Consider the following 12861-nt stretch of genomic DNA (forward strand, 5'->3'; position numbering starts at 1 on the left):
GCGTTGTTCGACGCACCCACTGATCGAACCGCCCACTCACTGTAACCGACTGCCTGCACGCTGTTTCTTCGAAGGGTCCCCGCATGGTCGCCCAGCCCCATCCGTCCGTTTCCGCCGTTCCCGACTCCGATCAGTACGCGGGTGACGCCGTCTTCGAGCTGCACCGCGGCGGCAAGATCGAGGTCACGTCGTCGGTGCCCGTGCGCGACGCCGCCGACCTGTCCAAGGCCTACACGCCGGGGGTCGCCCGGGTCTGTACGGCGATCGCCGAGGACCCGTCCCTGGTCCGGCGCTACACCTGGAAGTCCAACGTGGTCGCGGTCGTCACCGACGGCACCGCCGTCCTCGGACTGGGTGACATCGGCCCCGCCGCGTCGCTGCCGGTGATGGAGGGCAAAGCCCTGCTGTTCAAGGAGTTCGGCGGGGTCGACTCGGTGCCGATCGCGCTCGACTGCACCGACGTGGACGAGTTCGTGGAGACCGTTGTCCGGCTGGCCCCGACCTTCGGCGGGATCAACCTCGAGGACATCTCCGCGCCGCGGTGCTTCGAGATCGAGCGGCGGCTGAAGGAGCGGCTGGACATCCCGGTGTTCCACGACGACCAGCACGGTACGGCGGTCGTCGTACTGGCCGCGCTGCGGAACGCGCTGCGCGTCACCGGGAAGTCGATCGAGGACATCCGGGTGGTGATCTCCGGGGCCGGTGCGGCCGGGGTCGCGTGTGCCCGGATCCTGTTGCAGGCCGGCGTCGGCGACCTGGCCGTTGTCGACAGCAAGGGCGTGCTGCACCAGGATCGCCCGGACCTGAACCCGGTCAAGCTGTCGTTGGCCCGGGACACCAACACCGGTGGGCTTTCCGGCCGCCTGGTGGACGCGCTGGACGGCGCGGACGTGTTCCTCGGGGTGTCCGGTGGGACGGTGCCCGAGGAGGCGATCGCCCGGATGGCCGACGGGTCGATGATCTTCGCGCTGGCGAACCCGAACCCGGAGGTGCACCCGGACATCGCGCACCGGCACGCCGCCGTGGTCGCGACCGGCCGGTCGGACTTCCCGAACCAGATCAACAACGTGCTCGCGTTCCCTGGCATCTTCCGCGGCGCGTTCGACGCCAACGCCTCCCGTATCACCGAAGGCATGAAGCTCGCGGCCGCCGACGCCCTGGCCGGCCTCATCACCGAGGCCGACCTGCGCCCGGACTACATCATCCCGTCCCCGTTCGACGCCCGCGTCGCCCCAGCAGTGGCCGCCGCGGTCGCCACCGCCGCCGAAACCGACGGCGTCGCCCGCGCCTGATCCTCGAGGAAGGTCCGGATCAGCCGGATCCATTCCTGCGGGGCCTCCACGAACGGGAGGTGTCCGGCGGCGAGTTCGGCGTACTGGGCCCCCTCGATGCCCTGGGCAACCTCCCGGTGGTGGTAAGGCGTGACGAGGTTGTCCTGCGTGGTCGAGATGACCAGCGTCGGTACGGCGATCCGCGCAAGGTCTGGGCGTACGTCGATCGTGTCGATCAGGTCGAGGTGGTCCGGCGTACCGGGTGGCGACTGCATGGCGAGTGAGTCGGCCAGTTCGGCCGCACCGAGGCGGTCGAGGGTCGGCGCACCGATGCCGATCAGGTGAACGAATGCTGCGAGCTGATCTGTGTCGAGCAGTTCGCGCCAGAACTTGACCAGCAAGGTCATTCGCGGGTTGGGCTTGGCGAACGGCGCGGTCAGGACGAGGGCGCTGACGCGGTTGGGATGCCGTGTCGCGGCGCGGATGGCGAGCGCCGTACCAAGGGAGTAGCCGACGATGGCGAAGCGGTCGTGGCCGTCGGCAGCCGCGACGAGTTCGTCGGCGAGACCGTCGAGGGAGAGTGGTTCGGGGCGCCGTGGTGCTCCACCGGTGCCGGGCAGATCGAAGCCGATGACGGTGTGGTCGGCGGACAGGTCCTCGATGAGGGCGGCGTAGTTGGCCTGGATGCCGCCGCCGGCGCCGTGGGCGAGCAGAACTGTGGTCATGGGCTGGAGGCTAAACTCCGACATGGATGTCAGAGTCAAGTCGCTGAGGGTGGTGGTTCGGTGCGGATGCGGGAGATGGTGGCGCGGACCGGGGTGAGTGAGCGGTTGTTGCGGTACTACGAGGATCAGGGATTGCTGACGCCTGAGCGCCTGCCGAGTGGATATCGCGAGTACGCCGAGAGCGACGTCGAGCTGGTGGGGCGGATTCGGACGTTGCTGGCGGCTGGGTTGTCGACGTCGACGATCGCTCAGGTGCTGCCGTGTGTCACCGAGAAGCTGGAGCCGACGTGTCCGGTGCTGATCGACCAGCTGCGGCAGGAGCGGGCGCGTATCACCGCGTCGATCAAGGCGCTCGAGGAGTCGCGGCAGCTGCTCGACGGCGTGCTGGCGAAACCCGTGGTGAAGTGGGTAACTGACTAGGCTCAGACCACCCCCTAGGGTGGTACGCATGCTTGCTGCCTATGCCGCCAAGTTCGACGCCGACGACCCGATCGCCGCACTGGAGGTGGGGGAGCGCCCCGGCCCGACGGCGCCCGAGGGGTGGGTGACGATCGATGTGCGGGCGACCGCGCTCAATCACCACGACCTGTGGTCGCTGAAGGGCGTCGGGCTGGCCGAGCAGAGTCTGCCGATGATCCTCGGCTGTGACGCGGCCGGTGTCGACCCGGACGGCAACGAGGTCGTCGTGCACGCGGTGATCTCCGACCCGGCGTGGAGAGGCGACGAAACCCTCGACCCGAAGCGGTCGCTGCTCAGCGAGCGGTACCAGGGGACGCTGGCCGAGAAGGTCGCAGTACCCGCGCGCAACGTCGTACCGAAGCCGGCCGGGCTGAGCTTCGAGCAGGCCGCGTGCCTGCCGACCGCGTGGCTGACGGCGTACCGGATGCTCTTCACGCAGTCGGGGCTCAAGCCGGGTGACACCGTGCTGGTGCAGGGTGCCGGTGGCGGCGTGGCGACCGCGCTGATCACGCTGGCGCGAGCCGCGGGGATCCGGGTCTGGGCGACCAGCCGGGACGACGGTAAGCGGGCGAAGGCGCTGGAGATCGGCGCGCATGACGTGTTCGAGTCCGGGGCGCGACTGCCGGAGCGGGTCGACGCGGTGATGGAGACGGTCGGGCAGGCGACCTGGTCGCACTCGCTGAAGTCGCTGAAGCAGGGCGGCACCGTGGTCATCTCCGGCGCGACCAGCGGCCAGGCGCCGAAGTCGGCCGAGCTGAACCGGATCTTCTTCCTCCAACTGCGCGTGCAGGGCTCGACGATGGGCACCCGGGCCGAGCTGGCCGAGCTCGTGCAGTTCATGGCGAACGCGGGCATCTCGCCACACATCGACTCGGTGCTCCCGCTCGCCGACGCCCGCAAGGGTTTCGCCAAGATGAACGAGGGAGACGTCTTCGGGAAGATCGTCTTTACTGTCTGAGTGCAACCGGAGATCCGCCGCGCGACGATCGAGGACGCGGAGTCCGCGGCGTGGTGCCATCTGCTCTGCTGGCGGGAGGCGTACGCCGGCCTGGTCGACCCCGGCGTACTGGCCGAGCGGACCAGCGACATCGATCGGCGGATCGAGCGATGGACCACACACATCGGGGCCGGCCGGGTCCATTGGATCGCGCTGAACCTTGATCCGGCCGCCGGCGTCAAGGACCGGCTGGCCGGTTTCGCGGTGCCCGGTCCGTCCCGGGACGAGGATGCGCCCACGCCGCTGGAGCTCTACTCGCTCTACACCCGCAGCCGGTGGTGGGGGAGCGGCCTGGGGGCCCGGCTGCTGGAGGTTGCCATCGGCAAAGATCCGGCCAGTCTGTGGGTGTTCGAGGCCAACCAGCGGGCCCGGAACTTCTACCGCCGCAACGGTTTCGCCGCGGACGGCGCCGTGGTGGACGACCCGTTCTTCGGGCTGCCGGAGATCCGGATGGTACGGCGTTAGTGTCACCGGCACTGTTGTGCCGGGCACCGTTTCACGCCGGAAACATGCGCGTCGCACCGGGGCAACGAGGTTGGCTCAGTCTGGTCCTACCGCAGCACAGAGTTCGATCCGCCCGATCGATGAGGATCAGGAGTGCCCATGAGGCTGACCTTGACGGTGATCGCCGATCCCGCCGACCGCTGGATGACCAAGGCCGCCTGTGTGGGGCAGGCGCCGTCGTACGACGAGACCGCGAGCCAGTGGGAGCAGCGCAAGGCCCAGGCCTTGTGCCTGACGTCCTGCCCAGTGATCGAGGAATGCCGTGAGTGGGCCCGCCGGACCAAGTTCACCGGCACCGCCGCCGGCGAGAAGTTCCTCTCCGGCCGCCGCCGTGGCCGGCCGGGCCCGCAGGAGCGCCGCCGTCCCATCGTCGAGGAACAGCAGGCCAGCTGACCGGTCGCTTTCCGGAACATAATTCGCACTGGGTGGCACTGAGCATCCGGAAACCGTGGCTCAGACCCCGACAAGCTCGTCGGCGCGCTCCGCGTCGGCGAGCTTTTCCGTCCGCCGGAACGGGGAAGTGATCGTGGCGAGCAGGTGCTGCCGGTTCCTGACCATCGCAGCCACCGCGAGCACGAGGTAGATCCCGCACAGCACATACCGCCCGGTCTGACCCGGTACGGCGAACTGGACCGCGAACAGCCCCAGCAACGTCCAGGCCGCCCAGCGCGGGAAGCGAAGGCTCAGCAGTACGGCGAGACCGAGCAGCGTCTGCGTGGCGGTCAGCAGGAACTCCTCGACCTGCCGCCCGTCGAGCTGAAGAGCCGGCGATCCGCCGCCGAGCAGGTAGGCGACCGGCAGGCTGCCGATCAGCAGGGTCCACTGGTTCACCTTGGCCGAGATCAGCAGGCCGAGGGCGGCCGCGCCCTTGCCGCGCCAGGCGAACAGCAGCGCCACGATGAACTCCGGCGCCTCCGACGCCAGCGGAGCCAGCCACTGCACCAGCAGGAACTGGTCGATTCCCAGCGCGTGGCCGCCCTCGACCAGCGAGTCCGCGAACGGCTCCGCGGCCGCCAGGATGACCCCGGCCGAGACCAGGAACATGCCGATCACCGTGATCCGCCGCCGCACCGTCGGCAGTGCGCCGATGGTCGCGGCGGGGCCGATCAGCTCCGGCTCGTCGTCGTGCTCCGAGACGGCCGCCCGGTACAGGTAGTAGGAGAAGAACGCGAGCAGCAGGATCCCGAGCACCAGGTGGATCTCGCCGGTCATCGGGATGATGAACGCGACCACGGCGGCGACGGCGAGGAAGCCGAGCTCACGGCGGTAACCGGAGTCGAGTACGAGCGTCTTGATCGTCCGGCCGCTGCGCCGGGACGCGACGTACAGGCTGATCAGGACGACGCTGGACCAGCCGAGGCCGAGGAGCAGCCGGTTCGAGCCGGTCATGTTGGCGGCGGCGTACTGCACATAGTCGGGGTTGGTGCCGGCGGTGTGCGCGAAGTAGAGATCGACCGCATATTCGGGCAGGACCGCGATCACCGCGAGCAGCGCGATCGCCAGGCCGCCGGAGATGTCCACCTCCGCGGCCTCCGCCGCCCAAGCCAGCACGAACGCCGCGGCGACCACGGCCGCGCCGAAGATCAGCATCGACGCCAGGGCCGGCGGGTGCGTGCCGGTGAGCCGCAGGGCGACCGCGGGGATCGCCACCACGAGCAGCAACAGCACGGGGCGAAGAGCTCGGAGCATGCTTCCAGCCTGCCATCGTTTTAACACTTTCGCAATTGCGAAAGTATGAGAGCGTCGTCACCCCGGCCTGCCGCGCTGCCGCAGGACCGCTCGAGCGGTCACAATGACTGCGCGATGACGACACCGATCCCCGAACCGACGAAGGCCCAGCTGGAATCCGCCGCCGGCACCTTCGCGATGTTGTCCGCCCCGGTGCGGCTGCATCTGGTCTCCTTGGCGGCTCAGGGCGAGTACGACGTCGGCACGCTCGCGGAGCGCGCGGGCGTCAGCATCGCCACCGCCAGCCAGCACCTCGGCAAGCTCCGGCTGGCCGGCATCATCACGGCCCGCCGCGAGGGCCGGCGGCACATCTACACCGTCGACGACCCGCACGTGCTCAACCTGGTCGACCAGATCTTCGAGCACATCGCCCCCGACGGCTCGCTGGCGCCTGATCCACCCCGCCGTACCAGGCCCCCACACACCGACTAGAGGACGTGCCGCAGGTACCTTTCCGGTGCCTGCAGGTACGCGCGCCAGTTCTCCACCAGTTGCAGCTCGTCCCACGTCGTACGACGCAGGCCCCACTCGCCGACCTCGAGGATCGTCGCGCCCGGCAGGGCCGCGATCACGGGGGAGTGGGTGGCGCACACGACCTGCGAGCCCGACTCGGCCAGCTGGTTCAGTACGCCGACCACCGCCAAGCTGCTGGAGAACGACAGAGCGGACTCGGGCTCGTCCAGGCAGTAGAAGCCGCGCCGATCGAACCGGCTCTGGATCAGGCTCAGAAAGCTCTCGCCGTGGCTCATCTCGTGGAAGACCGGCTCCGGTGACGAGCCGGGGTTCTGCTCCAGATATGTGTAGAACCCGTGCATCGTCTCGGCGCGCAGGAAGAAGCCGGACTTCCTGGCGCCGACGCCGCGGGTCAGCACCAACTCGTCCGCCAGCGGCGACTCGCTGGCGCGGGTGGTGAGCCTGGCGCCGGTGGAGCCGCCTTCGGAAGACATCCCGTAGGCGACCGCGATCGCCTCGACCAGGGTGGACTTGCCGGCGCCGTTCTCGCCGACCAGGAAGGTGACGCCGGGGTTCAGGTCGAGGCCGTCGGTGAGGAGCTGACGGACGGCCGGGATGGTGTGCGGCCACCGCGGACCTGGGCGAACCCCGTCCGCGGCGGCCACCCGACGTACCGGATGGTCGGCGAACGGCATCCGCCCAGGCTAGAGGACTACCGGATCAGTCGTCCTCGTCGTCGAGGCGGGCCAGCCAGGTGGCGAACCGCTCGATCGGTGTCTCGAACTCGGGGTTCAGGTCGACGAACTCGCGCAGCCGCTCGGCCACCCAGGCCAGCGTGACATCCTCCTCGCCACGCCGGCTCTCGAGCTCCTCGATCCCTCGATCGGTGAAGTACACGTCAGCTGAATGCCTGCTTCAGCAGCGTCGCCTGCTCGGCCTGGTGCACACCCATCGAGCCGACCGACGGTGCCGACATGGCCGGCCGGGACACCCGGTAGAACGGCTTGCCGCCGAGGTGCTCGGTCAGGTTCAGCGCCATGAACGGCCACGGGCCCTGGTTCGCGGGCTCGTCCTGGACCCAGCGGACCTCGGTCGCGTTCGGGTACTTGGCCAGCTCGGCGACGATCTCCTCGGCGGGCAGCGGGTAGAGCTGCTCGACCCGGATCACCGCGGTGCTGAGCTTGTCCGGCTCGGCCTTCTTCCGCTCGGCCAGCAGGTCGTACACGATCCGGCCGGAGGCCAGGATGACCCGCTCGATCGTGCCCGCGGTCTCCTCGGCCACGGCGTCGCCGAGTACCGGCCGGAAGGTGCCGTGGGTCAGCTCCTCCGGCTGCGACACCGCCTCCTTGCGCCGCAGCAGCTGCTTCGGCGTGAAGACGATCATCGGGTTGTGCTCCTCGCCGAGCGTGTGCCGGCGGAGCAGGTGGAAGTACGACGCCGGCGTCGACGGCTGCGCCACCGTCATCGCGTTCTCGGCGCAGAGCTGGAGGAACCGCTCGATCCGGGCCGAGGAGTGGTCCGGGCCCTGGCCCTCGTAGCCGTGCGGCAGCAGCAGCACGACACCCGACTTCTGGCCCCACTTCGCCTCACCGGACGAGACGTACTCGTCGATGATCGACTGGGCGCCGTTGACGAAGTCGCCGAACTGGGCCTCCCACAGCACCAGCGCGTCCGGCCGGGCCACCGAGTAGCCGTACTCGAAGCCGAGGGCGGCGTACTCGCTGAGCAGCGAGTCGTAGACGTGGAAGTTCGCCTGGCCCTCGTCCAGGTGCTGCAGCGGCACCCAGTCCTGGCCGTCGACCCGGTCGATGATCGCGGCGAACCGCTGCACGAACGTGCCCCGGCGGCTGTCCTGACCGGCGAGCCGGACCGGCCGTCCGGCCAGCAGCAGCGAGCCGAACGCGGTGATCTCCGCGCTGGCCCAGTCGATCGGGCCCTGAGTGATCGCGGTCGCCCGGCGCTGCAGCTGGGGCAGCACCTTCGGGTGCACGGTGAAGCCCTCCGGCAGCGTGGTGTACGCGTCGGCGATCTTCTTCAGCACCTCGGGGGTGGTCGCGGTCGCGTCCGGGCCCTCCGGCTTGTCCGGGTACACCGGCACGGTCACGTACGGCGCCGGCGTGTCCGGCTGGCTCTTCGCCTCGCGGACCTCGGTGAAGACCCGCTCCAGCCGCTGCTGGAAGTCCCGCATCGCCTGCTCGGCCTCTTCGACCGTGATGTCGCCGCGGCCGATCAGGGCCTCGGTGTAGAGCTTGCGGACGGACCGCTTCTGCTCGATCAGGTCGTACATCAGCGGCTGGGTGAAGCTCGGGTCGTCACCCTCGTTGTGACCACGGCGGCGGTAGCAGACCAGGTCGATGACGACGTCCTTGTTGAACGCCTGCCGGTACTCGAAGGCCAGGTCGGCGACCCGGACACAGGCCTCGGGGTCGTCGCCGTTCACGTGGAAGATCGGCGCCTGCACCATCCGGGCCACGTCGGTGCAGTACATCGACGACCGGGACGAGGCCGGCGAGGTGGTGAAGCCGACCTGGTTGTTCACGATCACGTGGATCGTGCCGCCGGTGCGGTAGCCGCGCAGCTGGGACAGGTTCAGCGTCTCCGCAACCACGCCCTGGCCGGCGAAGGCCGCGTCACCGTGCACCAGCACCGGCAGCACCGGGAACGCGGCACCGCGGTCGAGGATGTCCTGCTTGGCCCGGACGATGCCCTCGAGCACCGGGTCGACGGTCTCCAGGTGGGACGGGTTCGCCGCCACCGAGACCTTGATCTTGTCGCCGAACTCGGAGACGAACTCGCCCTCGGCGCCCAGGTGGTACTTGACGTCACCGGAGCCCTGCACGGTCCGCGGGTCGATGTTGCCGTCGAACTCGCGGAAGATCTGGCCGTACGACTTGCCGACGATGTTGGCCAGCACGTTCAGCCGGCCGCGGTGCGCCATCCCGATGACGACCTCGTCCAGCCCGGCGCCGGCCGCCTCCTCGCACAGCTCGTCGAGCAGCGGGATGGTGGTCTCGCCGCCTTCCAGCGAGAACCGCTTCTGGCCGACGTACTTGGTCTGCAGGAAGGTCTCGAACGCCTCGGCCTCGTTCAGCTTCGCCAGGATCCGCAGCTGCTCCTCGCGCGGCGGCTTGGTGTGCGGCCGCTCGACCCGCTCCTGGATCCACTTGCGCTGCTCGGGGTCCTGGATGTGCATGTACTCGATACCGGTGGTCCGGCAGTACGAGTCGCGCAGGATGCCGAGGATCTCGCGCAGCTTCATGAACTTGCGGTCGGCGCCGCCGAACGAGCCGGTGGCGAACTCGCGGTCCAGGTCCCACAGGGTCAGGCCGTGGGTGGCCACGTCCAGGTCCGGGTGGCTGCGCTGCTTGTACTCCAGCGGGTCGGTGTCGGCCATGATGTGGCCGCGCACCCGGAAGGCGTGGATCAGCTCCAGGATCCGGGCCTGCTTGCTGATGTCCTCCTCGTGGCTGTGCGGGAGGTCGGCGGCCCAGCGGATCGGCTCGTACGGGATCCGCAGCGACTGGAAGATCTCGTCGTAGAAGCCCTCCTGGCCGAGCAGCAGCTGGTGCAGCCGGCGCAGGAACTCACCCGACTGGGCGCCCTGGATGATCCGGTGGTCGTAGGTCGAGGTCAGCGTCATCACCTTGCTGACCGCGAGCTTGGCCATCGTCTCCTCGGCCGCGCCCTGGTACTCCGGCGGGTACTCCATCGCGCCGACGCCGATGATGCAGCCCTGGCCGGTCATCAGCCGGGGCACCGAGTGCTGGGTGCCGATGGTGCCGGGGTTGGTCAGGCTGATCGTGGTGCCCTGGAAGTCGGGCAGTGCCAGCTTGTTGTCCCGGGCCCGCCGGACGATGTCCTCGTAGGCCATCCAGAACTCGGCGAACGTCATCGTCTCGGCGGCCTTGATCGACGGCACCAGCAGTTGCCGGGTGCCGTCCGGCTTCTGCATGTCGATGGCCAGGCCCAGGTTGATGTGGGCCGGCTGGACCAGGGTCGGCTTGCCGTCGGTCTCGGCGTACGACGCGTTCATCTCGGGCAGCGTCTTGAGCGCCTTCACCAGCGCCCAGCCGATCAGGTGGGTGAAGGAGATCTTGCCGCCGCGGGCGCGCTTGAGGTGGTTGTTGATGACGATGCGGTTGTCGATCAGCAGCTTGACCGGAACTTGCCGAACGCTGGTCGCGGTCGGCACGGAGAGGCTGGTCTCCATGTTCTGCGCCGTCCGCGCGGGCGCGCCGCGCAGGATCTGCCGCTCGGCGTCCGTGCTGGTCGCGGGAGCGGGCTTCGGCTTGGCGCTGGGGGGCTGGTTCACCGTGCCTCCGGTCGGGGCGGCGCTGGTGGTGGCCGGCGCCGTCTTCGCTGCTGGTTGGCTCTGCGCTGCGGGCTGGTCCGGTACGGCGGCCTGCGCATCGGCCGGCGGCGTTGCGACCGCCGGGGCCGGGGCCGCGGCGGCAGGGGCAGCGGCCGCGGCGGCTGCCGCGGGCTGGCTCGAGGCTGGGGCGGATGCGGACGTGCCGCGGCTCTGCGCCTCGGGAGTCTTGTTGTCCGACACCGCGTCGGGCCGGGGAGCGTCGGCCGGGGTGGTGGTCACCGGTTTCGCGTCACCTGGCTTGTAGTCCTTGAAGCTGTCGCCCTCGAAAATGGCGAGCCACGCCGGATCCACTGACTTGGGGTCCTGCAGGTACTTCTCGTACAGCTCGTCGACCAGCCATTCGTTCGCACCGAAGGCTGCTAGTGGATTTGTGTCTGATGGCTCGGTGGCCACTTGGCAGTTCGCCTCTTCCGATCGGTCCGGTACCGCGGTGGTTAATGCTGATGTTATGGGTGCATCCCCAGAGCAAGGCTAATAGCACGCGGACCACTTCCACAGCCCGGGATCACCGGACCAGTGCATCGAGTGGTCGGGCCTCGCCGACTTGATCGATCGAGGCCTGGAACACTGTGCAGGCAGGTGTTTCAGCTCTCCGGCCGGCGGTCGTGGTGTGAGGGACCTGAGGGAAGGCCGGACAGACTGCGGGACTCCTTGCAGCAGAGGGTTTCCGGCTCCCGTCGCGGTGACTCTGGGTGAAGCGTTTGAGCGCGACTGGCCACTGTATGCAACTGCCCGCTCGCGGTCGGTGGCGATCAGGAGCGCGCAGAAATGTGGTGAACCTCACGCTCTGGATCAGTCCAGTTACCCCCGACTGGGCTCACGGTCCTAGGCGGAGGTAATATCTGGATATTAGACATCCAGAACTATGAGAGGATCGCCCGATGATCACCAACCCGGCACAACTGCACGACCCGGCTGGCTTCGGCTACAGCCACGTGGCGAGGGTTGGGGACCTCGTCTTCGTGGCCGGCCAGTACGCGTCCGGGCCCGATGGCGCGGTTCCGGTCGCCGGATTCGCCGACCAGGTCGAGCTGTCGTTCGACAACCTCGGGATCGCGCTGCGCTCGGCCGGTCTCGACTACGCCGACGTGTTCCAGCTCCGCACGTACATCGTCGACCACTCGCCGGACAAGCTCGCCGTCGTCGGCGCGGCCGTCGCCCGCCGCTGGCCCGGCAAGCCGCCCGTTCAGACCCTCCTCGGCGTCGCCGCCCTCGCCCTCCCGGACATGAGCTTCGAAGTGGATGCCGTGGGACAGGTGCCGACGGACAGGAGGTAGTCACATGGATCGTTTGCCGCGCCGGGCGGTTCAGGCGGCCACCGGCCAGGTCGGCACTACCTCCTGTCCTTAGGCGCCTCTGGCGCCATACTGACTGCATGGCGTTGACGGATGAGGCGATCGTCAAGATCAAGGAGATGATCACCTCGGGGGAGCTGGGGCCGGGCGACCGGCTGCCCAAGGAAGCAGATCTCGCGGCCCGCCTCGGCCTGTCGCGGAACTCGCTGCGGGAAGCGGTCAAGGCACTGACGCTGGTGAACGTCCTGGACGTCCGGCACGGCGACGGCACCTACGTGACCAGCCTGGACTCGGCGCATCTGCTCGACGCGCTGAACTTCATGGTCGACCTGCATCGCGACGACTCGGTGCTGCAGTTCTTCGAGGTACGGCGATTGCTCGAGCCGGGGGTGGCCGCGCTGGCCGCCGTACGGATCACCAAGGAGCAGGTGAGCGCGCTACGGCTGCTGTGCAGCGACCTGACACCGGATTCGCCGGTGGAGGAGCTGGTGGCCAACGACCTGAGGTTCCACCGCGCCATCGCGGAGGCGACCGGCAACCAGGTCGTCTGTTCGCTTCTCGACGGCATCTCCGGCGCGACCCAGAGGGCCCGGATCTGGCGCGGCGTCACCCAGGCCGGCGCGGTCGAGCGGACCCTGTCGGAGCATGCCGCCATCCTGGACGCGATCGAGATCGGTGACGCCGAAGCGGCCCGCGCCTGGATGACCGCCCACATCGCCGGCGTCGAGACCTGGCTGCGCAAAGCCACTTAGGGGTACCGGCCGGGTATGGCCTTCGAACCGCCGCCACCACGTAGCGCGCTGACACTTCGTCTGGTCCTGGCCTGCTTCGGTGTGGCGCTGTGGGTGACGGCCGCGGTCCTGTTCGCGACGTACGACGTTCCGGCCGGGTGGGTGATCGCCTGCGTCGTGCTGGCGGTGGTCGCGTTCGTCGACCTGGTGATCGTTGCCTGGCGCAAGTATCAGAAAAGTGGTTGAACCCGCCAACCACGGCCCGTAATCTTGGTCGCGTCCCATTCCCGACGTCAGGGGTCCGCGTTGTAACTCCGAGGTCTTTT

The 12861-nt window shown here is 68.9% G+C and carries 14 protein-coding genes; 9 read left to right on the forward strand and 5 right to left on the reverse strand.

Annotation, left to right across the window (positions count from 1 at the left end; all coding sequences use genetic code 11):
- The first annotated feature begins 83 nt into the window (after positions 1 to 83).
- The gene (locus tag AB0F43_RS16485) at positions 84 to 1292 is read left to right on the forward strand and encodes an NADP-dependent malic enzyme (RefSeq protein WP_360476480.1); all 1209 of its coding nucleotides are present in this window, start codon (positions 84 to 86) and stop codon (positions 1290 to 1292) included.
- On the opposite strand, the gene AB0F43_RS16490 is transcribed toward AB0F43_RS16485, so the two are convergent.
- Positions 1196 to 1996, reverse strand: a complete 801-nt coding sequence (locus AB0F43_RS16490; protein WP_360476483.1) for an alpha/beta fold hydrolase — start codon at positions 1994 to 1996, stop codon at positions 1196 to 1198. The genes AB0F43_RS16485 and AB0F43_RS16490 overlap by 97 nt on opposite strands.
- 66 nt (positions 1997 to 2062) lie before the next feature.
- Here AB0F43_RS16490 and AB0F43_RS16495 point away from each other — a divergent pair, with 66 nt between their 5' ends.
- From AB0F43_RS16495 to AB0F43_RS16510, 4 genes are all read left to right on the forward strand, one after another.
- Positions 2063 to 2416: a MerR family transcriptional regulator gene (locus AB0F43_RS16495; RefSeq protein WP_360476813.1), complete on the forward strand. Its 354-nt coding sequence runs from the start codon at positions 2063 to 2065 to the stop codon at positions 2414 to 2416.
- A gap of 28 nt (positions 2417 to 2444) precedes the next feature.
- Positions 2445 to 3413 (forward strand): zinc-binding dehydrogenase, encoded by a 969-nt coding sequence (locus AB0F43_RS16500; RefSeq protein ID WP_360476485.1) that lies wholly within the window; start codon positions 2445 to 2447, stop codon positions 3411 to 3413.
- Entirely contained in the window at positions 3414 to 3917 is a 504-nt protein-coding gene (locus AB0F43_RS16505; RefSeq protein ID WP_360476488.1) for a GNAT family N-acetyltransferase, read from the forward strand. It begins immediately after the preceding gene.
- 138 nt (positions 3918 to 4055) lie between these two features.
- Positions 4056 to 4349: a WhiB family transcriptional regulator gene (locus tag AB0F43_RS16510; protein WP_360476490.1), complete on the forward strand. Its 294-nt coding sequence runs from the start codon at positions 4056 to 4058 to the stop codon at positions 4347 to 4349.
- 60 nt (positions 4350 to 4409) lie between these two features.
- On the opposite strand, the gene AB0F43_RS16515 is transcribed toward AB0F43_RS16510, so the two are convergent.
- Entirely contained in the window at positions 4410 to 5645 is a 1236-nt protein-coding gene (locus tag AB0F43_RS16515) for a sodium:proton exchanger (protein ID WP_360476493.1), read from the reverse strand.
- A 114-nt stretch (positions 5646 to 5759) separates the two neighbouring features.
- On the opposite strand from AB0F43_RS16515, the gene AB0F43_RS16520 reads away from it, so the two are divergent.
- Complete coding sequence (locus tag AB0F43_RS16520) at positions 5760 to 6116, forward strand: metalloregulator ArsR/SmtB family transcription factor (RefSeq protein ID WP_360476496.1); 357 nt, start codon at positions 5760 to 5762, stop codon at positions 6114 to 6116.
- On the opposite strand, the gene AB0F43_RS16525 is transcribed toward AB0F43_RS16520, so the two are convergent.
- The 3 genes from AB0F43_RS16525 to AB0F43_RS16535 are packed head-to-tail and all read right to left on the reverse strand — an operon-like array spanning position 6113 to position 10902.
- Positions 6113 to 6832, reverse strand: coding sequence for an AAA family ATPase (locus tag AB0F43_RS16525; RefSeq protein ID WP_360476499.1), 720 nt, complete (start codon positions 6830 to 6832; stop codon positions 6113 to 6115). The genes AB0F43_RS16520 and AB0F43_RS16525 overlap by 4 nt on opposite strands.
- 25 nt (positions 6833 to 6857) lie before the next feature.
- The gene (locus AB0F43_RS16530; RefSeq protein WP_360476501.1) at positions 6858 to 7034 is read right to left on the reverse strand and encodes a DUF6104 family protein; all 177 of its coding nucleotides are present in this window, start codon (positions 7032 to 7034) and stop codon (positions 6858 to 6860) included.
- A gap of 1 nt (position 7035) precedes the next feature.
- Positions 7036 to 10902, reverse strand: coding sequence for a multifunctional oxoglutarate decarboxylase/oxoglutarate dehydrogenase thiamine pyrophosphate-binding subunit/dihydrolipoyllysine-residue succinyltransferase subunit (locus tag AB0F43_RS16535; protein WP_360476504.1), 3867 nt, complete (start codon positions 10900 to 10902; stop codon positions 7036 to 7038).
- Between the two features lie 488 nt (positions 10903 to 11390).
- On the opposite strand from AB0F43_RS16535, the gene AB0F43_RS16540 reads away from it, so the two are divergent.
- The 3 genes from AB0F43_RS16540 (at position 11391) to AB0F43_RS16550 (ending at position 12781) form a co-directional block, all read left to right on the forward strand.
- Entirely contained in the window at positions 11391 to 11786 is a 396-nt protein-coding gene (locus tag AB0F43_RS16540) for a RidA family protein (RefSeq protein ID WP_360476507.1), read from the forward strand.
- Between the two features lie 98 nt (positions 11787 to 11884).
- Positions 11885 to 12556, forward strand: coding sequence for a FadR/GntR family transcriptional regulator (locus AB0F43_RS16545; RefSeq protein ID WP_360476510.1), 672 nt, complete (start codon positions 11885 to 11887; stop codon positions 12554 to 12556).
- Positions 12557 to 12571: 15 nt separating this feature from the next.
- Positions 12572 to 12781, forward strand: coding sequence for a DUF6343 family protein (locus AB0F43_RS16550; protein WP_360476513.1), 210 nt, complete (start codon positions 12572 to 12574; stop codon positions 12779 to 12781).
- Positions 12782 to 12861 lie beyond the last annotated feature (80 nt).

This window comes from Kribbella sp. NPDC023972, from assembly GCF_040639075.1.
Taxonomy (GTDB): Bacteria; Actinomycetota; Actinomycetes; order Propionibacteriales; family Kribbellaceae; genus Kribbella.

Bases quoted from the DNA above. Each gene is read 5' to 3' on its own strand.
- AB0F43_RS16485 (WP_360476480.1), top strand. From the start codon at position 84: ATGGTCGCCCAGCCCCATCCGTCCGTTTCCGCCGTTCCCGACTCCGAT.
- AB0F43_RS16490 (WP_360476483.1), bottom strand. From the start codon at position 1,996: ATGACCACAGTTCTGCTCGCCCACGGCGCCGGCGGCGGCATCCAGGCC.
- AB0F43_RS16495 (WP_360476813.1), top strand. From the start codon at position 2,063: ATGCGGGAGATGGTGGCGCGGACCGGGGTGAGTGAGCGGTTGTTGCGG.
- AB0F43_RS16500 (WP_360476485.1), top strand. From the start codon at position 2,445: ATGCTTGCTGCCTATGCCGCCAAGTTCGACGCCGACGACCCGATCGCC.
- AB0F43_RS16510 (WP_360476490.1), top strand. From the start codon at position 4,056: ATGAGGCTGACCTTGACGGTGATCGCCGATCCCGCCGACCGCTGGATG.
- AB0F43_RS16515 (WP_360476493.1), bottom strand. From the start codon at position 5,645: ATGCTCCGAGCTCTTCGCCCCGTGCTGTTGCTGCTCGTGGTGGCGATC.
- AB0F43_RS16520 (WP_360476496.1), top strand. From the start codon at position 5,760: ATGACGACACCGATCCCCGAACCGACGAAGGCCCAGCTGGAATCCGCC.
- AB0F43_RS16525 (WP_360476499.1), bottom strand. From the start codon at position 6,832: ATGCCGTTCGCCGACCATCCGGTACGTCGGGTGGCCGCCGCGGACGGG.
- AB0F43_RS16540 (WP_360476507.1), top strand. From the start codon at position 11,391: ATGATCACCAACCCGGCACAACTGCACGACCCGGCTGGCTTCGGCTAC.
- AB0F43_RS16545 (WP_360476510.1), top strand. From the start codon at position 11,885: ATGGCGTTGACGGATGAGGCGATCGTCAAGATCAAGGAGATGATCACC.
- AB0F43_RS16550 (WP_360476513.1), top strand. From the start codon at position 12,572: ATGGCCTTCGAACCGCCGCCACCACGTAGCGCGCTGACACTTCGTCTG.